The following is a 26872-nucleotide window of genomic DNA, read 5'->3' as shown; positions in this document are numbered from 1 at the left end:
CTTTTATTTTAAGTGTTTAACAATTTTTGGACTTAGAGGGTTAGTAGAGGAGAGGTAGTAGTCTACTAAGTTGCCACTAGGGTCTATTAAATATTTTTGAAAATTCCATTTTACCGAAGACGATTTTACGCCATTATTCACTTTTTGAGTTAACCAAGTGTAAAGCGGGTGTTGATGCTTACCTTTTGTATCAACTTTTTCAGTGATTAAAAATGTAACACCATAATTTATTTCACAAAAGGATTGAATATCCTTTGAAGTACCAGGTTCCTGATTGCCAAACTGATTACATGGTACCCCAACAATTTCAAGTTTATCCTGATGTTTTTCATACAGTGACTGCAAATCTTTATATTGTTTAGTAAAGCCGCACTTAGATGCCACATTTACAAACAAGATGTGTTTTCCTTTCAACTTCGATAAATCAATGGGTTTAGTGTTAAGCGCATTAATTTTTATGTCGTAAATAGAATTGACGCTTAGTTTGTTTTCAATATTATTAGATCCAAAGGTGGATGCAAACACTTTTAGTACATTCATTGGTTTATAATTTAAAGCTTACTATACCGCAATCCATTTCGAAGACTTGACCTGATATAGATGATGAATTTTTAGATAATAGAAACTCAGCCATATCTGCAACTTCCTCGGGGGATAGGAACTTTTTGAGTGGATGACGTTCTTTGATGTTTTCAATCATTTTATCGTTCCTCAGTAATTTTGCGGCTAGGTCTGTATTCGTTACTGTAGGTGCGATGGCATTAATTCGAATATTTGGCGCTAACTCGGCTCCCAAAGATTTCACTAATCCTTCAATACCAGCTTTGGATGTAGCAATACTTGCATGATAAGGCATTCCTAATTTTGCTGCTACCGTACTAAACAGGATGATTGATGGACTATTACCATTTTTTAGAATTGGTAAATATTTTTGAATAGAAATGACTGCACCCAATACATTGATTTCAAAATCATTTTTAAAATCATCAATGCTTAATCGAGAAATTGGTTTTAAATTGATACTACCAGGACAGTATACTAATCCATCTGCATTTTCAATTTCTGGCAATTCATCTTGAGTAATATCGCAACTATGGTGAGTTAGGTTGTTATGCGATATATCTGGAATACTTCGGCTAATGTTAATAACGTTGCAATGCGTTAATAAATTAGCAACTATGGCTTTACCAATGCCCTTACTTCCACCAACTACTATTATTGTTTTCATGGGTTTCAGGGCATTTTAAATTTTTATGGCCTGCCCTTTAGCCTTTTTTCTATTTTTTGTTTTATAACTGTTAAGCGTTTCATGAGATCCATTAATTCAGGATCTTTGTTCTCTTTATAAAGGTCATTAATACTTAATATTAAACTTTTAACCTCTCTAGAAGATTCAATACGCTCGCTAGTTGTTTTAAACGTATGTCTGCGTTGTTCGAACTCTAAAGCTTTGTCAATAATTTCCATAATTCTAATCTTACTATAATTTTTGTGTAAAATGCACTACTATATGCACATTCTCGCAATATAATAAATTATAGAAGATTACCTATTTTTATGTCGATTTATTAGTTATATTTTAATATTTTACTAGATTAACCACTTGTTTTTGATAGTTATACTATTATAACAAACGACCTTTTAATCGCTTTTCAACTTTTCGTTTTATCACAGTTAAGCGCTTCATTATTTGCATTATTTGTTCATCTTTTTTAACCTTGTAAATTTGATTTAAATCTAAGATTAAAGCTTTTGCCTCTCTAGAAATTTTTACACGATCACTAGTTGAAAGTGACCTCATTTTTCTTTGTTCAAATTCTAATGCTCTGTTTATTAATTCCATATTCTTAATTGTTTAAATAATTTTGTAATTCTGTAATTTTATCGGAGGTATTGAATCTTCCACCATAAAAAGCGGTTACGGTCGAAGAGGTATCATCTTTAATACCTCTAGAAGAGACACATAAATGTTTAGCATCTATAAGTACGGCTACATCTTCTGTTTCTAAAGTTGATTTTAATTCGTTTGCAATTTGATTTGTTAAACGTTCTTGAACTTGTGGACGTTTGGCATAATATTGTACTATTCTATTGAGTTTGGATAAGCCAATAACTTTTCCTGAAGAAATATACGCGATATGAGCTTTACCAATAATTGGAACAAAGTGGTGTTCACAATTAGAATAAAATGTAATATTTTTTTCCACCAACATTTGGTTGTATTGATATTTATTATCAAATAATGCAACCTTTGGTTTGTTAGCCGGATTTAAGCCTGAAAATATTTCATCGATATACATTTTAGCAACACGCTTCGGAGTGCCATTTAATGAGTCATCATTTAAATCTAACCCCATCACTTCCATTATCTCTTGAAATAAAATGGCAATACGTTCTTTTTTTTCTGCGTCTGTTAATTTAAAAGCATCTGCTTTCATAGGAGTTTCTAATCCAGTTAAAAGGTGATCGTCTCCAATATCTTGGGTAGAAAATCCATTTAATTTACGTCCGTCTGTTCTTAATTTTTCTAATTGCATATTCTCTTTTTTATGTGCTGTCTTAGATTTAAGCTTCTAATCAAAGTACGTTAACGTTTTGAAATTTTGTTGTGGCTTATATGCATCTGTCTACTACATTTAAATCGTTTTGTTTCAAATACTCTTAGTTTTTCATGTTTTGTTGAACGACCTTGAACACGTTTTCTCCACATTCTGAAGCTACTTGGTTTCATTTCTTTTCGCATTAATTGAATAACTTCTTGTTCTTTTAATCCAAATTGAAATGATATAGCATCAAAAGTCGTCCTGTCTTCCCATGCCATTTCAATGATTCTATCAATATCTTCAATAGATAATATCATATAATCTGAAAATTATATTGATCGTCGCACTTAATTTTTTCATTTAACATTTTGTCAAAAAACCGTTTGTTTTCTTTGAATGTTTTATTGTTCTTAAAGTGTATAAATTTTCCTTGGGCATGTATACTAGCTCCGTTCGTTTTGTACATTACTAATTGATAGTAGGGTATTATCCAAGTGAAGTTTTCTAAACCTCTATTAATAAAAATTAATATGCCGTTGGTTCGTAATTCTATGTTTCCATAATTAATATCAGATACCACATTCATTAAAGATTTTAAATTAGGACTTACCTCGCTAATTATCATCCGTTTGGATCCTATTCCTTTCATTTTCAAAGATTCGAAAAGGGTAAATGATCTACCAATTAAATCATTTATAATTTGTTTATGCTGTTTATTGTGATGTGTTGTGTTTAGTATCATGCATAAAAGCTAATATTTCAAATATACAAAATTGTTTAACATTATTTAAAAAATAATAAACAAAATGATTAATGATAGTATCGATAAAACTTATAGGTTAATGTCATTTTTGTTTTTGGTTGTATCCGGCAAGCTTAAATTCCCTATATTTTAAATTTTCTCATTTATCTTTCTATTTTAAAAAAAAGATAGGCGATTATCTAATTGAGATATTTCCAGGGGTAAGTCAACTTTTAGATGATTAAACTTTTACAAGTCTATTAATCATTCCAGAAAAAATGATACCATGAAAAGGTAATACAAAGTACCAATATAATCTGCCCCAAAGTCCTCGGGGTCTGAATGTTGCCGTTTGCTTTAGCTTATTGTCTTCTATTTTAAATTCTAACCAGGCTTCACCAGGCAAGCGCATTTCAGCATACAGAAGTAGCTTTTTTTGTGCTTTATCAGCAAAAATAACACGCCAAAAATCTAAGGCATCCCCGGCATTTAATTCTGTTAGACTCGTTCTTCCGCGTCTTAGCCCAATACCTCCAAAAAGCTTATCAATGTAACCTCTTATACGCCATAAAATAGTCCCGTAGTACCATCCATTAGTACCGCCAATACTCCAAATTTTTCGGATGGTTTCTTCCGAGTTAATCACTTCACGTTCTTTATAGTCTTTAAAACAGCCAAACTTGGGAACATTTACATATTTGTGTAAATTATTTCTTAAGTGGCCACTACTTACCATAGAATCTTTCCAACTGGAAACAATACTATTTTGTTCAATTTTTTCAAATGCTAATTCTACAGCTGCCTTATAAGTAATAGGATTTACTTCTAAAATTGAATTTATTTCACTCGGTTTTCCAATTATTTGTACACCCATACTATCAACTAAGGAGGATGCCAATTTGTACGAGGTTGATGTTACAAAATACAACCAATAAGAGGATAATTTTGGCGTCATTACAGGAACTGTTAAAATGCGACGTTTTAGACCGCGTACTTCTGCAAATTGCAATAGCATCTGTTTATAAGTAATAACTTCCGGACCAAAAACATCATAAGTCTTGTTGTACACACTTTGGTTTCTTGCAGACCTAGATAAAAAAGCTAGTACATCTCTAACAGCCAGAGGTTGAGTTTTCGTATTTAGCCATTTTGGAGCAATCATAAACGGTAATTTCTCCACTAAATCTCTTATAATTTCAAATGAAGAACTACCCGAACCAACAATAATTCCTGCTTTAAAAATGGTTAAAGCATAGGATTCAGAAGCTAAGCATTTTTCAACATTCTTTCTAGATTGTAGATGCTTAGAAAGTTTATCTTCATTTGTAATACCACTTAAATAAATAACTTGTTCAGCATCCGTAGTTTCAATATAATTTTTGAAATTTATAGCGCAAAGCTCTTCAAGAGATTTAAAATCCCTCGAAGAGTTAGACATGGAATGCATTAAATAATAAGCAACATCTATTTTTTTTGGAATATTTTGAAGAGTCTCTGGTTTTAAAAAGTCGGCTTCAATCACATAGACATTTTCATCTTCAAAATAACTCTTTTCTGCTCTTAATCTATCTCGAACCGCACAAACAACAATATGCCCTTCATTTAATAAAAAAGGGATAAGACGTTTTCCTATGTAGCCTGTTGCACCTGTTACAAGAATATTCACGATTACTGTTTTAATTGCTTTGGCCTTTGGTAGCCGAAGCGTGTTTTAGATTCTGGTATTGAGTAACCATCTAATCCATTTATGACTGCGACTTCAGCTTTGGATAGGTTAATAAACCCATCGTTTTCAATAAGATTATCTTTGATATAAAACCCTTTTACTTTTCCTATAACTAGAATGGTGTTATTTGATTTAATTTTATATTCTTCAACAAACTCCATGGCTAGTTGAATTGGTGAGTCCTTTACAAATGGTGCTAAAAATCCCGATTTGTATTCCGGTTCTAAATTGGTAACATCAAACTCTGAAATATCCCTATCATATTTAGCAGAGGTATGATGCGCTTCGCTAATAATATTTTTGTGAATATGATTGATGGTGTAAAAGCTTGTCGATTTTAAATTTTCATATGTATTCCTAAGAACAGTTGTTGGTCTTACAAAAAAGCCAAGCATAGCGGGACTTGAGCCTACATGGGTTACTGAGCTGAATACAGATACATTTTCAATACCATTTTCTGAAATAGAGCCTATTAAATTGGCTGACTTATAGCCTGAACAACTATTAATTAAATTAATTTTATAGATATGGTCTAAGTCTTGAATGTCTTCTTCACCAAAGTAGTTCATGCTAAGATAACCTTAAAAAGTTATTTATTTCAATATCTTTTGATTTTAAGTCGAACATTAAATTATACAAACCAAAGAATGTTCTATTGATGTAAATGAAATGTTTGGAACCTCGGTTACCATTCATTTTCTTTAAATCGGTGCTTTTTGAATAACGCTCGCCTAATTCTGCAATTTTGCCAAAGAAATCTGTGTTAGAAAAATCAAAACTTTCTTTATGAAAAGGTTGTGTAAATAGACTTAGCATTTCGTGAAACATTTCTGTAAAAAAGGCTAACTCTTCTTTTGTGTCATCTTCTTTTAAAATTTCAAGTTCATAAAGTTTCGAAACAAAGTATTCTTTATTGTTTATATTCTCTGGTTTTGCAAGCTCAAAATAAGGGGTGTAAAATTCGTCAGGGATCGATTTCATACACCCGAAATCAAGTGCAATTAATTCTCCTTTTTCAGAAATAAGGAAGTTACCAGGGTGTGGATCTGCATGTACCTTTTTTAAGTTATGAATCTGGTACATGTAAAAATCCCATAGTGCCTGCCCTAACTTATGTGCTTTCTCTTGGTCTCTATTATACGCCGTAAATTCCGAAAGGTGTTCACCATGCATATAATCCATAGTAATGATACGTTCAGAAGAAAAGTCTTCATAATATTTCGGAAACTTTAAATTTGAAATATGAGCGCAAGCATTGGCAATTTCTTTACTCTGTTCAACTTCCAAAATATAATTCGTTTCCTCAGATAATTTGTTTTCTACTTCTTTAAAATACTTATCTGAATCTTTTCCTTTAATGTTGAACATGCTCATAGCCACAGGTTTTACCATAGCTAAATCTGATGCAATACTTTCCGCAACTCCTGGATATTGGATTTTCACAGCAAGTTTTTTCCCATTCTTAGTTGCCATGTGCACCTGACCGATGCTGGCAGCATTCACAGAAGTTGCATTGAAAGTATCAAATAGTTCATTTGGATGTTTTCCAAAATATTTTTTAAATGTTTTTATAACTAGAGGGGGTGATAGTGGCGGTACAGAAAATTGGGCTAAAGAGAATTGCTCTACATAAGCCTGCGGCATTATGCTCTTTTCCATACTAAGCATTTGAGCTACCTTAAGGGCACTACCTTTTAATTGTTTCAACCCGTCATAAATATCTGAGGCATTATTCTGATTCAGCCGTTTTTTTGCTTCCTCCTCCGTATTTACAATTTTATCACCGTAATATTTTAAATAATTCACACCAACTTTAGCCCCAGTTGATACTAATTTACTGGCTCTTTGAATTTTTGATGTCGGTATGTTATCTATAGTTTTCATTTGTTGCCTTTTAATTCATTTGAAATTTTTCTTTGAATAAGAATTTACCTAAGTCCAAAACACTTTTCAATGGAGCTATATCCAAAACATCAAAAGTGGTGTTAACAGATTTTTCAATAAATATGTCTGTTTTTTCAAATGAAGCTGAAGTATCATCCAACCAAAACTTCATGGTCATTAGTAGCTGCAACCAAGCGGATTCTTTTAGTGCATTATCTTGAATTTTTTCGAACTGTTCTTGTTTAATGTCTAACATTTGAATGCCTAATTCACTAACAAAATGTGTGAAATGTTGCTTTAACCCATATAGTATTTTTAATCCCTTGAGGTCTTTACTATACTTATCTAAAACATGCTTTACGTAACTTCTATTTGCTGTTAGGTTTTCAAAAAATGTGTAATAGAAACTTAAGAGCTTGTTTCTTGCATCAAAAATTTCGTAGTCTTCACTTTTTTGAAGTGCATTAATTGAATTTGTATAGAATGCTTTAAAGATTCCTTTTTCTATAGCTTCAAAAGAAGCGAAATATTTGTAGAAATGGGCTTCTTCAAAGTTGTTCAGTTTTGAAAAGGCAAATACTGTTTTTGGATTTGCATCATGCTCTAAAACATAATCCATATACCACGTGATAATATCATTTTTGGAAATTGCTTTTTTCTTTGCCATACTGTTTGAATTTATGGTAAAGATATAAAATGTTTAACAAATATAAAAATAAGTTAAACAAAATAATATATAGAACTATAAGGATTTCTTATTGAAATTCAACAACACTGCTCATCTTTAACCAATTTACAACTAGAAACCGCCGCAATAGCGCCCAGAATAGGCGCAGATATATAAAGCCATAAGTATTGAAAATTCCCTGTAAAGAGCGCAGGAGCAATAGAACGAATAGGGTTCATAGACGCTTTTGTCATGGGGCCCGCAAACATAGCTTCAAGTAGAATAACACCTCCGATAGCAATGCCTGCCATTATTCCTATTTCTTTACTGCCTGTAGAAACATTAATAATAACTATCATTAAAAAGAAAGTTAGTAGAAATTCTAAAATAGCTGCTTTGAATGGTGTAAAACCTTCTGCGGGGGTTGTTTCTCCTAAAAACTGACTTTCGGGAAACAGAAGCCAAAGTAGAAATGCCGCGAAAATGGCTCCAATTGCTTGTGCTAGAATATATTTTGGGACTTTGTTCCAAGCAAATTTCTTAGAAAATGCAAAGCCTATTGTTACTGCCGGATTAAAATGTGCGCCAGATATTTCGCCAAAAGCATAAATCATAGCCATTACGATAAGCCCCCAAGTTGCAGCTATGCCAACATGAGAAACACTTCCACCGGTTATTTCGTTAATGGTCATGGCACCACAACCACAAAAAACCATGGCAAAAGTGCCTATTGTTTCTGCCAAATATTGTTTCATGTCTTTTGCTTTGTGCAAATATACAACGTCTTATTTTAAGCTTTTGTTAACAATAATAGGAAAGAGATTTGTTAATTTTATTGAATTGAAAATCTAATCATTAATAATTATACAAAATGAAGAAATTACTTTTAAGTTTATTAGCATTTACATTATTTTTTTCTGTGAATGCGCAAGTTGAAACCCCTGCACCTAGTCCTTTTGCTAAGTTGGAACAAAAAGTTGGGTTAACAGATGTTACTCTCGAATATTCGAGACCAGGCGTGAAAGATCGAAAAGTTTTTGGGAGTTTGGTTCCTTATGGTAAAATATGGAGAACAGGTGCCAATGCCAGAACAAAAATTACTTTTAGCACAGACGTAACAATTGATGGGCAAAGTTTAAAAGCGGGCTCATACTCTATTTTTACTATCCCTAACACAGAATCTTGGGATGTTATTTTTTACAATGATGGAAAAGAATTTGGGACGCCTAAGGAGTTAGATGCAGAGCATGTAACTGCGAAAACTAATGTAAAATCATACCCGATGGAGTATAGTGTCGAGTCTTTTACAATGGATATTAGTAATTTGAAAAATAGTAGTGCAACGATAGCTATTCTATGGGACAAAACATATTTGGCAGTGCCATTTAATGTTCCAACGGACGAGGCTGTTTTAGCAAGCATAAATAATGCGATGAGTGGTCCTGGAGTAAATGATTATTTCTCTTCTGCTTTATATTATTTACAAGAAGGTAAAGATATTAATAAAGCGAAAGAATGGATTGACAAAGCCGTTGAAATGACTAAAGATAAACCACGTTTCTGGGTATTAAGGCAACAGTCGGTAATTCATGCTAAAGCTGGTAGTAAAGATACTGCTATCGCTGCTGCAAAGGCTTCTCTTATGCATGCTGAAAAGGCTGGAAATGACGATTACGTAAAGATGAATAAAGATTCTCTCAAGGAGTGGGGAGCGATGTAGGCATTGACTTATCGAGTGATATTATAAAATAAAAAAACGCAACTTTAAAAAGGTTGCGTTTTTTTGTTTAATCAGTATCTTCTAAAAAGAAAATTTCTTCTAGAGGCTTATTAAAAAGTTTTGCAATTTTTAGTGAAAGTACAGTTGAGGGAACATACTTATTCTTTTCCATAGCGTTTATGGTTTGTCTACTAACACCAATTTTTTCTGCTAAATCGGCTTGCGTTAAGTCAAGGATGGCTCGTTGTACTTTTATATTATTCTTCATGACTTTTCGATTTTAGTTTTAAGAAATTAAAACGGATAATGAAAAATAGCAAGGGTGTAAACATGTTGAATACCAATACATGGAAAAAACTCAAATCATAAATAAAAAGAATGGCAAGAATAAGAACTATATAGTTAAAAATGATAGCCCATACTAAAGAATCTTTTCTCAATTTATAAATAAATTCGTCTTCAATTTTTTCTTTTGTAAAGACGATAATAAGTCCTCCAATAATTAAACATAAAGAAGCTATTTCATTAAAAAAACCAGTTTCTATTAGTTTGAAATTACCTCGATCAGATTCAAGAATTGATTCATTTAGAATTGAAAATACAGTAACTTTTATGGGTTCATTCTCGTAATCCATTGAAAACATGAATAAACCTGAAATAACTCCAATAATGAGTAAAGTCCACCCGAGTAGCTTATACTTGTTGGGTAATAAATAATTTGTTTTCATCTGTTTAATTTAAATGTTAATAATAAAGTCAGATGCAATGCCTTTTTAAATTGTATTACTTTTTAAAAGTTATTATTAGGCATTTCATAACTGTTCGTTTTAAAATACTGAAATAAATTCAGCACATGTTGATTTATGTGATTGATAAATCAAAAGTAAAATAAACTTTACATATAGACAAATAAAATTAACATAAAGTAATAAAAACTAGACTTTTTAAGGATTAGTAATGAAGATTAATTATGTTTCGAACCTTATCGAGAGTTTCGATAAGTAGCAAACTAAATTTGAAAGTCATAATATCACTCTCAGATTTTCCTTGGCGTAGTAAGTTATTAAAATGAATTATCTCGTAGCTATATCCATTGGTTTGGTAATTGAAATCTATTGTATTGCTTTTACCTTGGGATATAACAGTAACCGTTGTTGGCCCGTGAAAACCGCCATTTATTTTTATGGTACCTTTTTCACAATAAAAAATGGCCTCACCTGGAGTATCTTCTAATAGTGTACTTTTTAAATAAGCTGTCATACTGTTATCATATTCAAAAACTATATCACAAGAGGAGTCAGCTCCATTTTTAAAGTAAGTAGCAGTTGCTTCAATATTTTGCGGCTTTCCAAAAGCAGATAGTGCTGCAAAAATGGGATAGATGCCAATATCTAACAAACTACCACCGCCTAAGGATTTATTAAATAACCTGGATGAATTATCAAAAGCTCTGTAAAATCCAAAATCGGCTTCAAGATTTAATAGGTTGCCGTAAGTCTTGTTCTTTATTTCTTTTAAAACGTATTGATAATGGGGCAGGAAGTATGTCCATAACGCTTCCATTAAAAGAATATTCTTTTGTTTTGCAACTGAAATCATTGCGGTTACTTCCTCAGCATCCATAGCAAAAGGTTTTTCACATAATACCGCAATGCCATTTTCTAAACAAAGTAAGGTGTTTTCTTTATGGAACGTATGTGGAGTTGCTATATAAACAGCATCAATATTTGGGTCGTTTGCTAAGGCTTCATAACTAGAATACCATTTTTCAGCATTATAGTTTGAAGCAAAAGTATTAGCTTTTTCTTGTGAACGCGATGCAACTGCATACAACTTAGCATCATCAACTTTTAATAAGTCCTGTGCAAATTTATGTGCAATGTTGCCTAATCCTATAATGCCCCAGTTAATTATTTTCTTTGAGGGTTGTTTGGTCATGATTTTTATAAAACGGTTGGATAATAATAGCGATAAAAATAACTAAAATACAACCAAATAAATTAAGCCATAAGTATGGCATCCAATCGTACCACCAACCAATTAAAACTATTACTTGTGTAATTAAAGCTGCTATAAAAACAGCATTACCCTTAATGAATTTAAAGAAAAAAGCTAATAGAAAAATACCCAAAACATTGCCATAAAATATGGATCCAATAATATTAACTAATTGTATTAAATTTTCAGCAAGGTTAGCGAAACAGGCAATAATTATAGCAACAATTCCCCAAATAAGCGTGAATACTTTTGTTGCTTTAACCATATGCTGTTCATCTTTTTCTTCTTTTAAATTTCTTCCGTATAAATCTATTGATGTAATAGTGGCCAATGCATTTATCTCTGAAGCAGTTGATGACATGGCGGCAGAGAGTATTACAGCAAGGAGCAAACCTATAAGACCTTTGGGTAGATATTTGAGAATAAATGTAATAAACATATAATCTCTATCATTAGTTTGTGTGTCTTTAGAAGCTTCTTTATACCAGTCTTTTATTTCAGCTTTTTTATCATTATAGGCGTTACTATTATTCTCTTTAAAAGCTAGTAATTCAGAATTTAATCTATCATATTTATTAGCATACGCAGTATCAATAGCTCTTTTAATTAAATATTTAGACTCCAATCGATGTGTTTTTTCGATGCTATCTAATACAAATATGTCTTTTCTTAAGTTGTTATTTTCACTCTTAGATAGTTGAATACTTAAAGCTTTCTTTTTATTAAAAAGTACATTTTGCCGTTCTTGAAGGTCTTGGTATTGTTGCGAATATTCCGATGCCAAAACTTTTTGAGTAGAAGAATCTATAAAGTTTAAAGGCGCAGGATTAAATTGATAAAACACAAATACCATGATACCTACGAGTAAAATAAAGAATTGCATAGGTACTTTTAATAAGCCATTAAATATTAAGCCCATTTGCATTTGCTTCATGGACTTACCTGAAAGATATCGCTGTACTTGACTTTGGTCGGTACCAAAATAAGCAAGAGCCAGAAAGGTGCCTCCAATTAAGCCTGACCAAACGGTATATCTATTTTCTAAATCGAAAGAAAAGTCTAAAACCTCCATTCTTCCACTAGCTCCAGCAATGTCTAGAGCCTTAGTAAATGAAACATCTTCTGGAATTAAGTTTAAAATAATAAATAATGCGGCTAGCATTCCAGCGAAAATGACAAACATTTGCTGTTTTTGCGTTACTGTTACTGCTTTGGTTCCTCCTGAAACCGTATAAATGATAACTAAAATACCGATAACAATATTTAGATACGTAATATTCCAACCTAAAACTACCGATAAAATGATTGCGGGAGCAAATATGGTAATTCCAGCTGCTAATCCACGTTGTATTAAAAATAAGATAGCAGTAAGGCTTCTTGTTTTTAAGTCGAATCGGTTTTCTAAAAACTCATAAGCCGTATACACTTTTAGACGATGATATAATGGTATAAATACTAAGCAAATTATTACCATAGCAATTGGAAGTCCAAAGTAAAATTGAACAAAACCCATCCCGTCCGAAAATGCTTGACCCGTTGTAGATAAAAAAGTAATGGCACTCGCTTGAGTAGCCATAACCGATAAGCCTATAGTCCACCAACGTGTTGTATTGCCTCCTTTAACATAATCTTGAACGCTTTTACTACCTCTGGTTTTCCAAGTACCATAGCCAACAATAGTAAGTAGTGTAACGAGTAAAACAACCCAATCAATCCAATTTAATGTTTGCATAATTTTAAAACCATTTCATTATAAAATAAAACACTAAAATGTAAAGCGCATTGGCTATTAACACTATCGAGTATAGTTTAAGCCAAGGTTGTTTTGGTTGTTGGTCTTTAGTCATAAATTAGTCGTTTAGTTTGGCTTCTGTTTTAAACTCTTCTTTTCCAATAGATAGCATATTTGCAAAAAGTCTATATGCTCCAGAAACACCCGCAGGAAATTCCCTGAAAAAGCTTAATCCTGTATAGATGTAGTAGCCCTTTCCATGTTGAGCGACGAGTAAACTTCCATCTTTGGCAGATTCTCCTTTATCGTTCATGGAAAGGATAGGAGTATAGGCATCATCCCATTCATTTGGGAAATATAAGCCTCGTTCTTGTGTCCAACCTTCAAAATCTTTTTGAGTTATTTTATTGGGAAAATTTAAAACAGGATGTCCTGGATTTAAAAAACGAATTTCAGCGTTTTCATCGGTAACTCGGTCTCTAGAAAGTTTAATGTCAAATGGTCCCAAATCATCAACTTTAACACGATGACTTGTATTGTATTGCACTATCATATTACCACCTTCAGCAACAAAATCAAAAAGTATTTTTTGTCTAAAATTTAAATTCTCAACTATATTATAAGCTCTAATTCCAAGAACTACAGCATCGAATCTACTTAAAGTTTCTGTGTCAATTTCATCTGGTTTTAGAATACGAACATTATAGCCAATTTGTTTAAGACTCTCGGGAACAACATCTCCAGCACCTTGAATATATGCAATGTTTTCACCTTTCTTTTTAATATCTAAGCGTACAATTTTGCTTTCACTAGGTAATAAAACTGTTTGAAATGGAATGTGCTCATAGTTAATTTCAATGAGCTCTTTTGTGTAATTATTATCGTTAATATGAACAATAGGACTAATAAATCCTTCACTTTGATTTTTAGGAGGAATAACAGTAAATATTAATGTTTGCTCTTCTCCTTTATTGGCTATATTTATTTTTTGTTGCTTAGGATACACGTTCCAATCATTCGGGTGACAGACTTCTACAGAACCTTCTAAATTATCGCGTCCAGCTTTTACAATGACTTCGATATCGCGTTGATTATCATTATCTAAAATGATAACTTTTTCTGTGATTTTCGCAGACACTTCTGGAATAATTTCAAAAGGACGATATAATTCACCCTTATCTGGTTTTGAGTAGCGCTGCAAAATAGGTTTGGTAATCGTAAAAGGCGTATTATGTATAAGTAGATTAAAGTTTATTTTGTGGCTTCTAGGTGTTTCAGGTAGGCCAATTAAAGCAGTGTTGTTAACCTGATACATTCCAAGAGATCCTTTATTTGTTAACCAGTAAGGTGTTGTTGGTTCGGCGTCATTACCAATTTTTAAAACTTCTTTAAAAGGATACTTAACATTATTTTCAAGTGTGATCTGCTTTGAGATATTTAAACTACTATCATTATCAAAGCTCACTAAAGTTATAGGTAGTTCACTCCTATTAAGTACTTCAATATTCAATCCTATAGTTTCATTTTGAGTTGCCCAGTTGGATTCTGCCGAAGCTTCTAAATAAAGCCCAGAGCACATTTCAATAATTGAAATTAGTTCTTTTGTTTTTTGATTTTTCCAATGCTCGTTATCAATATTCTGGAGTAATTTATAAGCTTCAATTAATTGTGGGACGTGTACAGAAGGGTTTTTAAAATTGAAGTTGTTTTCAATAGTATTCAAAATGTAGCCAATCACTTTTCCTCCTTGAATACGATTCCATGATGTATCAATTCCAGCAAAAATATCTTTATCCTCGGCTAAAGGCTCTCCTATTAAAAATTCGATATACTCTTGTTGCGATCCTCTTTGAGTCAAACGACCAAAACCTTGACATAAATGTTGGCTACTTGCCAGAGAAGCAACTTCGTTATTTGATAAACCCTTAAGCGGATAATACGTGCCAATATCGAAACTAAGCATATTGCTTTTGTCAACTTTATCGAATTCTTCTCTGCTGCCATAACGCCACCAACTCGTATTATAAAACAAGCGTTTTGGTTGCCAAAGGCTTGTTTGTTTTAGTTGATTTGCATAAGCGGACTTGTCGTTAGCGAGATCAAAAGCTTCTACACTTAGCATGGCAGAAGTAGTATGGTGTCCATGTGAGCGACCTGGTGTTCTATGATCGAATCTATTAATAATAACGTCTGGTTTAAATCTTCTAACGGCTAATACGACGTCGCTAAGTACTTGGTCTTTGTTCCAGATTTCTAAGGTCTCGTCCGGGTGTTTGGAGTAACCAAAATCGTTAGCTCTTGTAAACATTTGTTCACCACCGTCAATACGTCTTGCTGCTAATAATTCTTGTGTTCTAATAACACCTAAAAGTTCTCTAATCTCTGGACCAATTAAGTTTTGTCCACCATCACCTCGCGTTAAAGATAAATAAGCTGTTCTTGCTTTTACATGGTTAGACATGTATGAAATTAGTCGAGTATTTTCATCATCTGGATGTGCAGCAACGTATAAAACAGAACCTAGGAAATTAAGTTTTTGAATGGACTCGTAAATTTCTGAAGAAGAAGGTGTTTTAGGTTTTTGGGCTTGAATAGTAAGCGTAAAAACTAATATAAAAAAGTAAAGAAGCTGTCTTTGCATACGGTTTTTAGTTAGCTAAAAACCAAATATAGGAAAGTTATGAAAGGGTTGGTTGGCTTTTAATGTTTCTTTAACTTAAACTTATTTACAACCAATTCTTTCTCTTGAAGAAGTAAATCATTCCTATAAATATAATAATCATCACACCCCAAATTGCAAAATACCCGTATTTAAACTGAAGTTCTGGGATATAATTAAAATTCATACCGTAGATTCCAGCAATAAAAGTTAAAGGAATAAAAATGGAAGCCATAATGGTAAGTACTTTCATGACTTCATTCATTTTGTTGCTAATGGTAGTCATATACATATCCATTAGACTCCAAATCATTTCACGATAAATGTCAATGTTTTCAGATACTTGAATTAAATGATCGTAAACATCGCGATAATAGGTTATTGTTTTCTTATTGATAAGTGTATTGTCACTTTTTTCAATACGACTGATAACTTCGCGAAGTGGAAAAATGGCGCGACGAACCCGTAATATTTCGCGCTTTAAATTCTGAATGTTTTTACTTGTGTCGTCATTAACATCGCCAGAGAATATTGCCGTTTCAAAATCTTCAATTTTATCACCTAAAATTTCAATGACACTAAAATAGTGATCGACTATGGCATCAATTAAAACGTAAAGTAAATAATCCGCTTGCATTTGGCGCACGCGTCCTTTAGCTTGTCTTATTCTTGTTCTAACTGAATCAAGCACATCACCTTCTGATTCTTGAAAAGAAATAACATAGTTTTTACCAAGTATGAAACTAACTTGTTCGGAAACAATATTTTGATCGATATCATAATATAGCATCTTTAAAACAACAAAAATATAGTTGTCATATTCATCAATTTTTGGGCGCTGGGATATATTTACAATGTCTTCAAGAACCAACGGATGCAATTCGTAATGACTACCTAGTTTTTCGATGTCGGCTACGTGATTTAAACCATTTAAATTAATCCAAGTAGTGGAATCTGTTAATTTATATTCAAAGCTCTCATGTATATCGTGTAATTCTTTTTCTAAACAATGCTCCTTACTGTAGTCAAAAGTTTCAATAGATAGTTTTTCTTTAGAACGTTCTCCAGTGTAAATTACACTTCCAGGAGCTTGTCCTAATTTCTTTTTTGATCTATATACACGTTTTCTAGCCATTAAAAAATTAATACCCTTAAATATAGGTAATATTTAAACAGCTTTTTCATCGTCTTCATCGATATCTTCAATAGCGTCTTTTTTAACTAGAGTTACAGCTTTTTGAAGCATTAAATTGTTAGGGTAAGTCACTAAATTACCATTATCTAAGCGAAGGTGTAATTGAAAAGCTCGAATATCTTCAATAATGGCGTCAACAGGAAAATCATTATCATGGATGTTAATTTTGTCGCCCACTTTATAAGGAAAGTTGAAAAACATTATGATGCCTGATGTTACGTTGCTTAATATAGACCAAATAGCAAAAAGTGCAATTCCTATAATAGCAAAAACAGAAGAAAACACAACAGCTAAGTCCTTAAACTGAGCTCCAAAAACAAACGCTTCAATAATCATGGCAATTAAAAAAAGAGTCACCGTTACATAACGACGTATAAGCCTTATTCTAGCATCATTTATACCATTTTTTTTTGCGACCTTAGTGATGGTAAAATGCGTGATAAACCTAATTATAAGCAATGAAATAATTACAATTCCTGATATAACAAGCTCATTTTGATAGCTGCTGAAAAACATAATTTTTTAGATTAAAGTTTCATACAAAGATACACGCAAAATGAAAATAAATTAGTTTAATTTAAGTGTTTGCCTAAGAATTTCATCTTCGTTACTATTCTTTTGCCAGTAGGCAGATTTTATGGTTTTAATTTTAGTTGCTTTAGTGGTTAAAACTTTAGTGCTAGATCCGAAACCACTTTTAAACGTCTCTTCCCAACTGAGCACCTCGTAAGGAAAATTGTTGTTGAAAATAATAGATAAAATTCTATTCAATTCTGGGTAGCTTATTGTGTAAGTATTCTCTTTTAAAGTAGCAGATGCTTTATAAGCTTTTATAGGTATGTGTCGCAGTCTAGTATATTCGAAGGAAGGAATTATATTTAAATTTCCAACAGGTAAAGACTTAGGGTTAATGCGCAGTTGCGTCCATAATTCATTTTCTAAAATCGATTTTTCTATCTGTATATTTTTATCAGCTTCTCCCTCAAAATACGAATGAGACATCAATTCAAATTTATCTCTATTGTTTAGTTGTATATATACATGACCACACCATTCTTGCATGGAGCTGGATATTTTTATAGCATGTATGTTGTTTGAAACAGGGTAGAAGGTACTCTGCATTATGGAATTGGGATAAATACCAGTGTTAAATTTTTTTGTGGCATTTAATTTTAGCACAGGAATATTACTATTATTTCTGCCATCCGCTTTTACTTGTGCATTTGGCAAAAAATCTTCAGTCACATAAATTAATACAGCTGTTCCTTCTCTTATTTCTCCGTAACGTGCTTGTTCTAATTTATAAGAAGATATTTCGGCTTCTCCTGCATACCAATAATCTTTAAATTCTTGCGGAAGATCCTTTTTATTATAAACCTTTTCAATTTCTATTGTATTATTTGAATTAATTGCAATGACTTGGGACTGTTCTTTATGTTTACAAGAAGCGAGTAACATCAAAAAGCCAATGATTGCCCATAAGATTAATTCGGCTTTAATAATTTTTTTCATAGCGTTATTTTAGTATTAAAGTTACGAAGCTAATAGGATTCTGCAATGGTGTTTAACGTTTTGTAAACAACATCAATTGGTAATCCCATAACATTAAAATAAGAGCCTTCTATTTTAGTAACACCAATTTGCCCTATCCATTCTTGAATACCATATGCCCCAGCTTTATCATAAGGCTTAAAAGTGTTTATGTAGTGCCAAATTTCTTCATTAGATAATTCTTTAAAAGTTACGTTTGTTATGTTATGAAGTGTCTTTTCAAAACTAAGTGTAGTAAAAGAAACAGAAGTAATAACTTCATGGGTAGCGTTACTTAAAGATTTTAAAATACTGAACGCCTCATTTTCATCTCTTGGCTTACCTAAAGCTTTATTATTATGCCAAACAATGGTGTCACTTGTTATTAGAATGTCTTTTGGTTTTAATTCTTCTTTAAAAGGTAATGCTTTTAATTGTGCTAAGTAGTTGCTTATTTCAAAATGAGTCAATCTGTTTGGATATTCTTCTTTTACTGGTTTTAGTCGCACTTCAAAATCTAAGTCCAAATTTTTGAAAAACTCTTGCCTTCTAGGAGAACCTGAAGCTAAAATAATATGATGATTTTTTAGTTTTTCTTTGAGCATTAATTTAGAATTACAAACTTGTATAAAAGTAAAGAAAGCATCCCGAAAAGCATGATTAATTTATAAATACTGCTTATATGATGAAAATCGTTTTTAGTTTTAGCTGTGAATAGTTTAATAGAATTATAAATTAATGGGCCGACAATTAATAACAAAAAGTAACCAACTGCAATAGGTTGTTTGTATAGGCTTGAATTAATATAATAGATGATTCCAAGTAATGGTATAAAGTTTAAAATAATTAAAACATTTTTGGCGCGTTCTCTGCCAATAGCGATAGGTAAAGTGTTCATTCCTGTTTTGTAATCGCCATCTATATCTTCAATGTCCTTTGCTATTTCTCTAAGTAAATTAATGATGAAAGCAAACATAGCGTAATCACGTATTACTTTGAAAAACGTTAATTGCGTTTGTCTATTTAAAGTTGTTATTGATGGAAGTAATTCAAATATGCCAACAAAAATAAGGCTTAATGCTATAAGAATAGATATAATGATATTACCTACTAAAAGTGTGCGTTTTAAATAAGTGGCATAAACATAAAGTAATACAGAAACTATTACAAATAGTGAAAAGAAGGCACTTTTTCCAACTAAATGGGACAGGTAAAATCCTAAGCCAACTCCAGTAACATTAAAAATAATAAACAGATTATAAGCGGTTTTTTCTGAAATGTTTTTACCAACAATTATCTTATTCGGTTTGTTTATAGCATCCGTTTCAATATCATTTATGTCGTTTATAATATTACCAGCAGCAGCAATGCAAATGGTAGCTATTATTAAGATTGAAATTTCAAGACCATTCAAACTAGTGCTTACCCCAAACGGTTCTAATAAAGCATATTTAATAAGTAGTTGCACTAAAGCAATCATTAATAAATTTTTCCAACGAATAATATTAAGGATGCTCAAGTATGTTGATTTTTAAAAGTTGGATCTATTATCAATCGAGTACAATACATATTCTCGAAAAGTAACTATGATTATAAAAAGCACTAAAACAGTAAGAATTAGGGTCTGAACAAACTTTCGTTTTTCGGCTTTTCTTATTTTAGTTTTTATGGCTTCTCTTTCAGTTTTGGAAAGTTCTTTGTGTAAGAAGTTAAGTTTGTAATGATAATGGGTTTCCTCATTAAGTTTATCTTTTAAAACAGAAAAAGCTTTGTTGGAACTTTGATTAAAAACAGCGTGGCTATTACCAAAGCCAATATATCCAAATCCTGTGTTATGTCTTCTTTTTCGTCTTTCCACTAAATTTAAACTACCTACTAATCATATTTTGCATTGAAATTACCACTCCATTTACCTTGAACTTTTAATACCTGTTCAATTACGTCGCGCACCGCACCTTTGCCACCTTTTTTGTGAGACACGTATTTTGAAATATTTTTAATTTCTGGAACAGCATCCTGTGGACAACAAGGTAAACCAATACCTTTCATAACTGGATAATCTGGAATATCATCACCCATGTATAATACGTTTTCCGATTTTATGCCTTTTTTACTGAAATAGTCATCTAGTTGTTCAATTTTATTGTGAGCACCAAGATAAATATCTGCAATCCCTAAACCTTTTAAACGGACTCGAACACCTTCATTTGATCCACCCGAAATAATACAAACATTATAACCCATATCAACTGCGGTTTTAAGGGCGTAACCATCTTTTATGTTCATGGTTCTTAACATGTCTCCAGTAGCAGTAATATGAACTGTTCCATCGGTTAATACACCATCAACATCAAAAATAAATGTTGTGATATGATTGAGGTATTCTTTATAACTTTTTTCTTCCATGGGTTTGTTGTATTGAACTTGTTAAGAGCTGATAAATGTCTTTATGATGTTTGCTTTCTAAAGTTTTCAAGTGCTTTTTAATCGTTTTTTTATCATTGCGCTTGGCTGGTCCTGTTTGTGCCGCATAAGGAGATATGTCTTGAATTTTCCTAGCAGTCTCCAAAATAAGTGGTTTTAATAAATCGAATTCTGCTCCTTGGCTTTCAGTTATTTCATGACCAACTCGATACAGCTGGTTTGTAAAATTATTCACAAAAACCGCAGCTAAATGTAAAACGCGTCGTTGATCACTATTTACCTTTTTTAGAGGGCTTCCAATACTCAAGGCGAGCTCCTTTAGAATGGGATAATCAGATTTATTGATAGTTTCAATACAAATGGGGACATTAGAAAAATCCATTTTAGCATGCTTGCTAAAGGTTTGCAAAGGATAAAAAACACCACGTTTGTGTTTCCTGTCTAGGTCATAAACATTCACACTTCCAGAAGTATGTACCACTAATTTATCTTTTAATGGCAATTGTATAGAAAGAGGTGCAATAGCATCATCACTAACGGCCAAAATATAGACATCGGCATCTTTTAGTAATGATAAATCATCTGTAATAGCAACCTCGTTTTGGTACTGTTTTATGTAATCAATACTTCTGTTAAACCATTGAATTACAGAAATATTATCAGATTCTTTAAAAGCCTTAAATAAGTGTGTCGCAACATTGCCTGCGCCAAGAATGACAACTGAAACCATACTGCTAAAATAGGTAATAAAACCATATTTAAAAACCTATTGCCTTATCTTTGTTATTATGAAATGAGCCATAACAAATCTTGATACTAGCGAAGATGTTTAATTGTGAATTACATCTGACAGATGATGTAAAAACAATAAAATTTATACAGATGAAAAAAAAGGATATAAAAACAAGAGAGGATGTTTTTTTGTTAGTCTCGTCTTTCTACAAAAAAGTAAGGATTGATGGCGTTTTAGGTCCTTTCTTTAACGATGTGATTAATGATTGGGATGCGCATTTAGATAAATTAACCACATTTTGGGAAACAAGTTTATTTATGACGCAAAAATTGGAACATAAGTATCATGGAGATCCTTTGGAAGCTCATGTGAAAGTAGATAAAGAAAACAACAATAGTATTACCGAATTACATTTTGGCTTGTGGTTAAATCTCTGGTTTCAAACTATCGATGAACTCTTTGAAGGTGATTATGCTGAAAATGCTAAAAGACGCGCCAGAAAAATGGGAACCTTTTTGTATTTAAAAATATTTGAAGCAAGATCTCAGTAGGAAGTCTTCAGTCTCAGTTTCGGTCTCAATCCTCAGTAAACAGTCTTCGAACTTCCGTCTTCCAACTTCAAACTTTTCCAGCACTTTAACACCTAAAAACAAACATAAATCCCTAAATTTGCACGACCTTAAAATTGGGTTGTAATTATGAAAAAAAGACTTGCTAATATTTTCTTTTCTACCAGACTTACTGCTTTCTTATTTATTGTCTTTGCAGCAGCTATGGCAACAGGAACAATTCTTGATGCTGGACAAGAAACATCGCCAACACCTTATACTAGAAACTTAATTTATAATGCGTGGTGGTTCGAAGCAATCATGGTTTTTTTCATTATTAATTTCACAGGAAATGTTTTTAGGTTCAGACTTTACAAGAAGGAAAAGTGGGCAACATTCATATTGCATCTGTCATTTATTTTTATTCTTTTAGGTGCGTTTATAACACGCTATGCGAGTTTTGAGGGGATGATGGCTATTCGAGAGGGTGCTACAGAGAATGCCTTTCTATCTCAAAAAACATATCTAACTGCTCAAATTGTTGGTGATTACGAAATTGATGGGCAATTACAACAACGTTATTTAGAAACCGAAGTCGATTTCTCGGCACGTTTGGATAACGATTTTAAAGTTGGAACAGACTATAATAAGCAACCAATTTCTATTGAATTAGAAAAGTTTATAAAAGGTGCTGAAGAAGATATTGTTCCAAATGATAATGGTGAAGAATACCTCAAAATTGTTGAAGCAGGAGGTAGTGGTCCACATAATCATTTCTTGAAAGTTGGGCAAGTGCAAAGTATTCATAATATTCTTTTCGCATTAAATAAACCAACTGAAGGTGCAATTAATATTACTTATTCTAACGAGTCGCTTTTAATTAATTCGCCATTTGAAGGAGAATTTATGACTATGGCAACCAGAGTTCAAGGTAAGTTGGTCAAAGATAGTATTCAACCACTGGTTTTACGATCTCGTTACATAATTGGTAATATGCAAATGGTATTTCCAAAACCTGTAGTTAAGGGTGTTTTTGATGTGGTTCAGAAATCACAAATACTTAAGAATGATGAAGATGGTGTTGTATTAAAAGTTACTGCAAATGATGAAACTAAAAGAGTCGGCTTACTTGGAGGAAAAGGAATTAATAATCCGTATAAACAAGTTAAAATAGGCGGATTAGATTTTGCTTTCAGATATGGTTCAAAAGTATTAGAGTTGCCATTCTCAATAAAGCTTAACGATTTTGAAGCAGAACGTTATCCAGGCACCGAAAGAGGATATTCGGCTTATTCAAGTGAAGTTACAGTTATTGATGAAAAGGAAGCGGATTACGATTATAAAATATTTATGAATAATATTTTAGATCATGGAGGATATCGTTTCTTTCAATCTAGTTTCGATCCCGATGAGAAAGGAACAGTACTTTCTGTAAATCATGATTATTGGGGAACTTTAATTACTTACATAGGCTATTTTATGCTCTATTTTGGTTTAATGGCTATTTTGTTTTCAAAGCATTCGCGTTTTGGCGATTTAAAAAACCAATTAGAAAAGGTTAAAAAGAAGAAAGCAAAATTACTTACTATAATGCTATTATGTTTTGGAATGCAGGCTGTAGCACAAGAGCATTCTGCAAACGATGGGCATGATCACTCAAAACCTAGTAAGGCTCAAATAGATTCTATATTAAAAGCGAATATTACGCCTAAGGAACATGCTAATAAATTTGGACATTTAGTTATTCAAGATTTAAGTGGACGAATGATGCCTGTAAACACCTATGCTTCAGAAATGTTGCGTAAACTTAGTAAGCACGATACCTATGCAGATTTTGATGCTAACCAAGTGTTTTTATCTATACAAGAAAGTCCGATGCTTTGGTACAATGTGCCAATCATTTATTTAAAACCGAAAAAAGGAGACTCTATTCGAAATCTAATTGGTGTTTCAAAAGAAGAGAAATATGTGCGGCTTGCAGATTTCTTTTCAGATAAGGGCGAATACAAGTTAACTCCTTTTTTAGATGAAGCCTACAAAGCACAAGTGCCTAATGGATTTCAGAAGGAGTTTAAAGAAACCGACCAACGTGTAAACCTACTTTATAATACTATTGAAGGAATGTCTTTAAAAATATTCCCTATTCCTGAAGATGAAAATAACAAATGGATATCGACTTACGATTATCGACACGATAATTATGAAGTTAACGATTCACTCTATGGAAATTTTATAAAAAATGGTTTTAGAGCTTATCTGTTTACGCTTAATCAAGCAAAACAATCTGGTGACTATAATGAAACCGAAAAACTTTTAGCTGCATTCAAAAAAACGCAGCATCGTTATGGGGGAGAAGTAATGCTTAGCGATGATAAAGTTAAAACTGAAGTACTCTACAACAAATATGATATTTTCAAAAAGCTATTTAGTTGGTACTTGTACGCAGGAAGTTTATTGTTTATTCTGCTCATTGTTCAAATATTTAATGACTCAAGTAAAGTTTTAAATATCTCAGTTACGGTTTTCAAATTTGTGATTCTAGGGTTGTTTTTATTACATACAGCTGGGTTAATTGTTCGCTGGTATATTTCTGGTCACGCACCTTGGAGTGATGCCTATGAATCTATGATTTATGTGGCTTGGGCAACAATGTTTTTTGGACTAGGATTCGGTAGAAAAAGTGATTTAACCATAGCTTCAACTGCTTTTGTAACAGCAATGATTTTAATGATTGCACATTGGAATTGGATGGATCCAGCTATTGCAAATCTACAGCCAGTATTAAATAGCTATTGGCTAATGATACATGTAGCAGTTATTGTGGCGAGTTATGGACCTTTTACCTTAGGAATGATTTTGGGAGTTGTTAGTTTATTACTCATGATTTTTACAAATCAGAAGAATAAACAAAAAATGGCTTTGAATATAAAAGAGCTTACCATTATAAATGAAATGGCATTAACTGTTGGTCTTGTTATGCTAACCATAGGTAACTTTTTAGGTGGTATGTGGGCTAATGAAAGTTGGGGGCGATATTGGGGCTGGGATCCTAAAGAGACTTGGGCACTGATTAGTATCATGATTTATGCTTTTGTTATACACATGCGTCTGGTTCCAGGGCTGCGTAGTCGCTGGTTTTATAATTTAATGTCAATTGTGGCTTTCGCAAGTATTCTTATGACGTATTTTGGAGTAAACTTCTATTTAGCAGGATTACATAGTTATGCAAGTGGCGACCAAATAGTGAGTGTTAAATTTATAAGCATTGCCTGCGCTATTTTTGCAATTTTAGGTTTCTTTGCTTATAGAGGATATACTAAACATTACCAGAAGTAAATTACTAAACATTTTATTATTCTTTTTATTTATAAACTTCATTTGTGTTAATTTTGGCTTTCATTACTAAAATATTTACACATGAAGCTATTCAAAGAATTTAAGGAGTTCGCAGTAAAAGGTAATATGATGGATATGGCCATTGGTATTATTATTGGTGCATCTTTCAATAAAGTTATCGATGTCATGGTTAAAAAGGTGTTTCTTCCACCATTGTCATTATTAACCGATGGAGTTAATTTTCAAGATAAATGTATTATTTTAAAAGAAGCCGTAACCGATATTTCAGGAACTGTTATGACCGATGAAATTGCTATAGGTTATGGCGCTTTGGGCGAAGCTTTTTTAGATTTTATTATTATTGGATTTACCGTTTTTATAGTTGTAAAGTTTATGAATCGACTACGTAATAAAGCACAAGATACCCAGGATAGAACAGTCGCAACACCCAAGGATATAGAATTATTAACTAAGCTGAATGAACTAATGGAAGAACAAAATGCCCTGTTGAAATCTAAATAGACATGGCTAAAACAGGACGAGAAAAAAACACCAAAAACAAGGCAAAGCATTCTAAATTAATGTCTCAAAAGAAAAACAAAAAGAAGGCTGAAGAAACATTAAGAAAAGAACGGCTGAAAGAAATTATTTTGAAGTCAAAGGCTGAGAAAGATTAAAACATATTTATGGTTTTACTAAACCCAATCTCCTTAAAACTTTTAATAACCATATCAGCTTTACTATAATCTTGATTTTTAGAATGAAAGCTGTCATAACCAACACAAAATATACCTGCAGCTTTTGCAGCTTCAATGCCGTTGGTTGAATCTTCAATTACAATACATTCGTCTCTATTAAAACCAGTGGCTTCAGCAGCTTTTATGAAAATTTCTGGATGAGGTTTAGATTCTTTTAAATCACCACCACTTAATTTTGCAACGAAATATTTGTTTAAATCAAAACGATCAAAAATTTGATTGATACTCGTCATTGCTGCAGATGAAGCAACGACTAAAGTTAAACCGTTGCTATGATAATCTTTTATTAAATCTAAAACGCCATCAATCAACCCTAGCTCCGAATTACTTTCAAAAAAACGTTTATAATGTTTCCGTTTTAGAGCTACTAATATTTCTGGAGATTCTACCAATCGAAAATGGTCACATAAGCGTTTACATATGTTAATAGTAGATTGACCTGTAAACGACTCATATAGTTCAGTTGAAACAGTAATGCCAATTTCATCAAACATATCATGATAGGCTTTATTATGCATAGGTTCACTATCTATAATAACACCATCCATATCGAAAATAACGACTCTTAACATTGTTTAAAATTTTTGACGAAGATAAAATAATAGGCATTCTTAGCCTATGAACATTTTGTGGTTTTAATTAAAATTGTCATATTTGTTACCTATGATTGTATAATT

31 protein-coding genes are annotated in these 26872 nt (G+C 32.2%); 5 read left to right on the top strand and 26 right to left on the bottom strand.

Features of this window, described 5'->3' with window-relative positions:
* Nucleotides 1-3 precede the first annotated feature (3 nt).
* From AC2D6V_RS14210 to AC2D6V_RS14155, 12 genes are all read right to left on the bottom strand, one after another.
* Entirely contained in the window at nt 4-540 is a 537-nt protein-coding gene (locus tag AC2D6V_RS14210) for a glutathione peroxidase (RefSeq protein WP_484649374.1), read from the bottom strand.
* 4 nt (nt 541-544) lie between these two features.
* Nucleotides 545-1228, bottom strand: coding sequence for an SDR family NAD(P)-dependent oxidoreductase (locus tag AC2D6V_RS14205; RefSeq protein ID WP_484649372.1), 684 nt, complete (start codon nt 1226-1228; stop codon nt 545-547).
* 23 nt (nt 1229-1251) lie between these two features.
* Complete coding sequence (locus AC2D6V_RS14200; RefSeq protein ID WP_298238774.1) at nt 1252-1467, bottom strand: hypothetical protein; 216 nt, start codon at nt 1465-1467, stop codon at nt 1252-1254.
* Between the two features lie 157 nt (nt 1468-1624).
* Nucleotides 1625-1843, bottom strand: coding sequence for a hypothetical protein (locus AC2D6V_RS14195; protein ID WP_484649362.1), 219 nt, complete (start codon nt 1841-1843; stop codon nt 1625-1627).
* Nucleotides 1844-1847: 4 nt separating this feature from the next.
* Nucleotides 1848-2537, bottom strand: coding sequence for a GTP cyclohydrolase I FolE (gene folE, locus AC2D6V_RS14190; RefSeq protein WP_484649358.1), 690 nt, complete (start codon nt 2535-2537; stop codon nt 1848-1850).
* Nucleotides 2538-2587: 50 nt separating this feature from the next.
* Entirely contained in the window at nt 2588-2860 is a 273-nt protein-coding gene (locus tag AC2D6V_RS14185) for a TIGR03643 family protein (RefSeq protein ID WP_484649356.1), read from the bottom strand.
* Nucleotides 2857-3285, bottom strand: a complete 429-nt coding sequence (locus AC2D6V_RS14180; protein ID WP_484649354.1) for a hypothetical protein — start codon at nt 3283-3285, stop codon at nt 2857-2859. Before AC2D6V_RS14180 ends, AC2D6V_RS14185 begins: the two co-directional genes overlap by 4 nt.
* Before the next feature lie 241 nt (nt 3286-3526).
* The gene (locus AC2D6V_RS14175) at nt 3527-4951 is read right to left on the bottom strand and encodes an SDR family oxidoreductase (protein WP_484649351.1); all 1425 of its coding nucleotides are present in this window, start codon (nt 4949-4951) and stop codon (nt 3527-3529) included.
* Between the two features lie 2 nt (nt 4952-4953).
* Complete coding sequence (locus tag AC2D6V_RS14170; protein WP_484649349.1) at nt 4954-5580, bottom strand: flavin reductase family protein; 627 nt, start codon at nt 5578-5580, stop codon at nt 4954-4956.
* A gap of 1 nt (nt 5581) precedes the next feature.
* Complete coding sequence (locus AC2D6V_RS14165) at nt 5582-6895, bottom strand: ABC1 kinase family protein (RefSeq protein ID WP_484649347.1); 1314 nt, start codon at nt 6893-6895, stop codon at nt 5582-5584.
* Nucleotides 6896-6905: 10 nt separating this feature from the next.
* Nucleotides 6906-7562: a TetR family transcriptional regulator C-terminal domain-containing protein gene (locus AC2D6V_RS14160; protein WP_484649345.1), complete on the bottom strand. Its 657-nt coding sequence runs from the start codon at nt 7560-7562 to the stop codon at nt 6906-6908.
* 98 nt (nt 7563-7660) lie between these two features.
* Nucleotides 7661-8335, bottom strand: a complete 675-nt coding sequence (locus tag AC2D6V_RS14155; RefSeq protein WP_484649343.1) for an MIP/aquaporin family protein — start codon at nt 8333-8335, stop codon at nt 7661-7663.
* A gap of 98 nt (nt 8336-8433) precedes the next feature.
* Here AC2D6V_RS14155 and AC2D6V_RS14150 point away from each other — a divergent pair, with 98 nt between their 5' ends.
* On the top strand, nt 8434-9282 hold the full coding sequence (locus tag AC2D6V_RS14150; RefSeq protein WP_484649341.1) for a DUF2911 domain-containing protein: 849 nt from the start codon (nt 8434-8436) through the stop codon (nt 9280-9282).
* A 67-nt stretch (nt 9283-9349) separates the two neighbouring features.
* On the opposite strand, the gene AC2D6V_RS14145 is transcribed toward AC2D6V_RS14150, so the two are convergent.
* The 13 genes from AC2D6V_RS14145 to AC2D6V_RS14085 form a co-directional block, all read right to left on the bottom strand.
* Complete coding sequence (locus AC2D6V_RS14145) at nt 9350-9550, bottom strand: helix-turn-helix transcriptional regulator (protein ID WP_484649339.1); 201 nt, start codon at nt 9548-9550, stop codon at nt 9350-9352.
* Nucleotides 9540-10010 (bottom strand): hypothetical protein, encoded by a 471-nt coding sequence (locus tag AC2D6V_RS14140; protein ID WP_484649337.1) that lies wholly within the window; start codon nt 10008-10010, stop codon nt 9540-9542. Before AC2D6V_RS14140 ends, AC2D6V_RS14145 begins: the two co-directional genes overlap by 11 nt.
* A 223-nt stretch (nt 10011-10233) precedes the next feature.
* Nucleotides 10234-11220 (bottom strand): Gfo/Idh/MocA family protein, encoded by a 987-nt coding sequence (locus AC2D6V_RS14135; RefSeq protein ID WP_484649336.1) that lies wholly within the window; start codon nt 11218-11220, stop codon nt 10234-10236.
* Entirely contained in the window at nt 11189-13012 is a 1824-nt protein-coding gene (locus AC2D6V_RS14130) for a sodium:solute symporter family protein (protein ID WP_484649334.1), read from the bottom strand. Before AC2D6V_RS14130 ends, AC2D6V_RS14135 begins: the two co-directional genes overlap by 32 nt.
* Nucleotides 13013-13130: 118 nt before the next feature.
* Nucleotides 13131-15653: a PIG-L family deacetylase gene (locus AC2D6V_RS14125; protein WP_484649332.1), complete on the bottom strand. Its 2523-nt coding sequence runs from the start codon at nt 15651-15653 to the stop codon at nt 13131-13133.
* A gap of 85 nt (nt 15654-15738) precedes the next feature.
* Nucleotides 15739-16806 (bottom strand): magnesium/cobalt transporter CorA, encoded by a 1068-nt coding sequence (corA, locus tag AC2D6V_RS14120; RefSeq protein WP_484649331.1) that lies wholly within the window; start codon nt 16804-16806, stop codon nt 15739-15741.
* Between the two features lie 33 nt (nt 16807-16839).
* Complete coding sequence (locus AC2D6V_RS14115) at nt 16840-17382, bottom strand: mechanosensitive ion channel domain-containing protein (RefSeq protein ID WP_484649329.1); 543 nt, start codon at nt 17380-17382, stop codon at nt 16840-16842.
* A gap of 51 nt (nt 17383-17433) precedes the next feature.
* A complete protein-coding gene (locus AC2D6V_RS14110) occupies nt 17434-18378 on the bottom strand; it encodes a septum formation inhibitor Maf (protein WP_484649327.1) in 945 nt (314 codons plus the stop codon).
* 29 nt (nt 18379-18407) lie between these two features.
* Entirely contained in the window at nt 18408-19001 is a 594-nt protein-coding gene (locus AC2D6V_RS14105; protein WP_484649324.1) for a Maf family nucleotide pyrophosphatase, read from the bottom strand.
* Nucleotides 19001-19915: a geranylgeranylglycerol-phosphate geranylgeranyltransferase gene (locus tag AC2D6V_RS14100; RefSeq protein WP_484649322.1), complete on the bottom strand. Its 915-nt coding sequence runs from the start codon at nt 19913-19915 to the stop codon at nt 19001-19003. Before AC2D6V_RS14100 ends, AC2D6V_RS14105 begins: the two co-directional genes overlap by 1 nt.
* A gap of 12 nt (nt 19916-19927) precedes the next feature.
* Nucleotides 19928-20254, bottom strand: a complete 327-nt coding sequence (locus AC2D6V_RS14095; protein ID WP_484649320.1) for a hypothetical protein — start codon at nt 20252-20254, stop codon at nt 19928-19930.
* Between the two features lie 17 nt (nt 20255-20271).
* The gene (locus AC2D6V_RS14090) at nt 20272-20802 is read right to left on the bottom strand and encodes a KdsC family phosphatase (protein ID WP_484649318.1); all 531 of its coding nucleotides are present in this window, start codon (nt 20800-20802) and stop codon (nt 20272-20274) included.
* Nucleotides 20783-21550, bottom strand: a complete 768-nt coding sequence (locus AC2D6V_RS14085; protein ID WP_484649316.1) for a Rossmann-like and DUF2520 domain-containing protein — start codon at nt 21548-21550, stop codon at nt 20783-20785. The genes AC2D6V_RS14090 and AC2D6V_RS14085 overlap by 20 nt, the downstream gene beginning before the upstream one ends.
* Before the next feature lie 152 nt (nt 21551-21702).
* Between AC2D6V_RS14085 and AC2D6V_RS14080 the strand changes: the two genes are divergently transcribed.
* From AC2D6V_RS14080 to AC2D6V_RS14065, 4 genes are all read left to right on the top strand, one after another.
* Nucleotides 21703-22104: a group III truncated hemoglobin gene (locus tag AC2D6V_RS14080; protein WP_484649314.1), complete on the top strand. Its 402-nt coding sequence runs from the start codon at nt 21703-21705 to the stop codon at nt 22102-22104.
* A gap of 147 nt (nt 22105-22251) precedes the next feature.
* On the top strand, nt 22252-25437 hold the full coding sequence (locus AC2D6V_RS14075; protein WP_484649312.1) for a cytochrome c biogenesis protein: 3186 nt from the start codon (nt 22252-22254) through the stop codon (nt 25435-25437).
* Between the two features lie 81 nt (nt 25438-25518).
* Nucleotides 25519-25959 (top strand): large conductance mechanosensitive channel protein MscL, encoded by a 441-nt coding sequence (mscL, locus tag AC2D6V_RS14070; RefSeq protein WP_484649310.1) that lies wholly within the window; start codon nt 25519-25521, stop codon nt 25957-25959.
* 2 nt (nt 25960-25961) lie between these two features.
* The gene (locus AC2D6V_RS14065; RefSeq protein WP_484649308.1) at nt 25962-26114 is read left to right on the top strand and encodes a hypothetical protein; all 153 of its coding nucleotides are present in this window, start codon (nt 25962-25964) and stop codon (nt 26112-26114) included.
* On the opposite strand, the gene AC2D6V_RS14060 is transcribed toward AC2D6V_RS14065, so the two are convergent.
* On the bottom strand, nt 26111-26767 hold the full coding sequence (locus AC2D6V_RS14060) for an HAD family hydrolase (protein ID WP_484649306.1): 657 nt from the start codon (nt 26765-26767) through the stop codon (nt 26111-26113). The genes AC2D6V_RS14065 and AC2D6V_RS14060 overlap by 4 nt on opposite strands.
* Nucleotides 26768-26872 lie beyond the last annotated feature (105 nt).

The sequence above is a fragment of the Algibacter sp. YIN40 genome, from assembly GCF_057219435.1.
This window is presented reverse-complemented; position numbering and strand designations above follow the sequence as displayed.

Bases quoted from the DNA above. Each gene is read 5' to 3' on its own strand.
- AC2D6V_RS14115 (WP_484649329.1), bottom strand. From the start codon at position 17,382: ATGTTTTTCAGCAGCTATCAAAATGAGCTTGTTATATCAGGAATTGTA.
- AC2D6V_RS14090 (WP_484649318.1), bottom strand. From the start codon at position 20,802: ATGGAAGAAAAAAGTTATAAAGAATACCTCAATCATATCACAACATTT.
- AC2D6V_RS14140 (WP_484649337.1), bottom strand. From the start codon at position 10,010: ATGAAAACAAATTATTTATTACCCAACAAGTATAAGCTACTCGGGTGG.
- AC2D6V_RS14180 (WP_484649354.1), bottom strand. From the start codon at position 3,285: ATGATACTAAACACAACACATCACAATAAACAGCATAAACAAATTATA.
- AC2D6V_RS14135 (WP_484649336.1), bottom strand. From the start codon at position 11,220: ATGACCAAACAACCCTCAAAGAAAATAATTAACTGGGGCATTATAGGA.
- AC2D6V_RS14110 (WP_484649327.1), bottom strand. From the start codon at position 18,378: ATGAAAAAAATTATTAAAGCCGAATTAATCTTATGGGCAATCATTGGC.
- AC2D6V_RS14150 (WP_484649341.1), top strand. From the start codon at position 8,434: ATGAAGAAATTACTTTTAAGTTTATTAGCATTTACATTATTTTTTTCT.
- corA (WP_484649331.1), bottom strand. From the start codon at position 16,806: ATGGCTAGAAAACGTGTATATAGATCAAAAAAGAAATTAGGACAAGCT.
- mscL (WP_484649310.1), top strand. From the start codon at position 25,519: ATGAAGCTATTCAAAGAATTTAAGGAGTTCGCAGTAAAAGGTAATATG.
- AC2D6V_RS14170 (WP_484649349.1), bottom strand. From the start codon at position 5,580: ATGAACTACTTTGGTGAAGAAGACATTCAAGACTTAGACCATATCTAT.
- AC2D6V_RS14210 (WP_484649374.1), bottom strand. From the start codon at position 540: ATGAATGTACTAAAAGTGTTTGCATCCACCTTTGGATCTAATAATATT.
- AC2D6V_RS14105 (WP_484649324.1), bottom strand. From the start codon at position 19,001: ATGCTCAAAGAAAAACTAAAAAATCATCATATTATTTTAGCTTCAGGT.
- AC2D6V_RS14195 (WP_484649362.1), bottom strand. From the start codon at position 1,843: ATGGAATTAATAAACAGAGCATTAGAATTTGAACAAAGAAAAATGAGG.
- AC2D6V_RS14145 (WP_484649339.1), bottom strand. From the start codon at position 9,550: ATGAAGAATAATATAAAAGTACAACGAGCCATCCTTGACTTAACGCAA.
- AC2D6V_RS14075 (WP_484649312.1), top strand. From the start codon at position 22,252: ATGAAAAAAAGACTTGCTAATATTTTCTTTTCTACCAGACTTACTGCT.
- AC2D6V_RS14130 (WP_484649334.1), bottom strand. From the start codon at position 13,012: ATGCAAACATTAAATTGGATTGATTGGGTTGTTTTACTCGTTACACTA.
- AC2D6V_RS14085 (WP_484649316.1), bottom strand. From the start codon at position 21,550: ATGGTTTCAGTTGTCATTCTTGGCGCAGGCAATGTTGCGACACACTTA.
- AC2D6V_RS14205 (WP_484649372.1), bottom strand. From the start codon at position 1,228: ATGAAAACAATAATAGTAGTTGGTGGAAGTAAGGGCATTGGTAAAGCC.
- folE (WP_484649358.1), bottom strand. From the start codon at position 2,537: ATGCAATTAGAAAAATTAAGAACAGACGGACGTAAATTAAATGGATTT.
- AC2D6V_RS14080 (WP_484649314.1), top strand. From the start codon at position 21,703: ATGAAAAAAAAGGATATAAAAACAAGAGAGGATGTTTTTTTGTTAGTC.
- AC2D6V_RS14065 (WP_484649308.1), top strand. From the start codon at position 25,962: ATGGCTAAAACAGGACGAGAAAAAAACACCAAAAACAAGGCAAAGCAT.
- AC2D6V_RS14165 (WP_484649347.1), bottom strand. From the start codon at position 6,895: ATGAAAACTATAGATAACATACCGACATCAAAAATTCAAAGAGCCAGT.
- AC2D6V_RS14125 (WP_484649332.1), bottom strand. From the start codon at position 15,653: ATGCAAAGACAGCTTCTTTACTTTTTTATATTAGTTTTTACGCTTACT.
- AC2D6V_RS14160 (WP_484649345.1), bottom strand. From the start codon at position 7,562: ATGGCAAAGAAAAAAGCAATTTCCAAAAATGATATTATCACGTGGTAT.
- AC2D6V_RS14200 (WP_298238774.1), bottom strand. From the start codon at position 1,467: ATGGAAATTATTGACAAAGCTTTAGAGTTCGAACAACGCAGACATACG.
- AC2D6V_RS14060 (WP_484649306.1), bottom strand. From the start codon at position 26,767: ATGTTAAGAGTCGTTATTTTCGATATGGATGGTGTTATTATAGATAGT.
- AC2D6V_RS14185 (WP_484649356.1), bottom strand. From the start codon at position 2,860: ATGATATTATCTATTGAAGATATTGATAGAATCATTGAAATGGCATGG.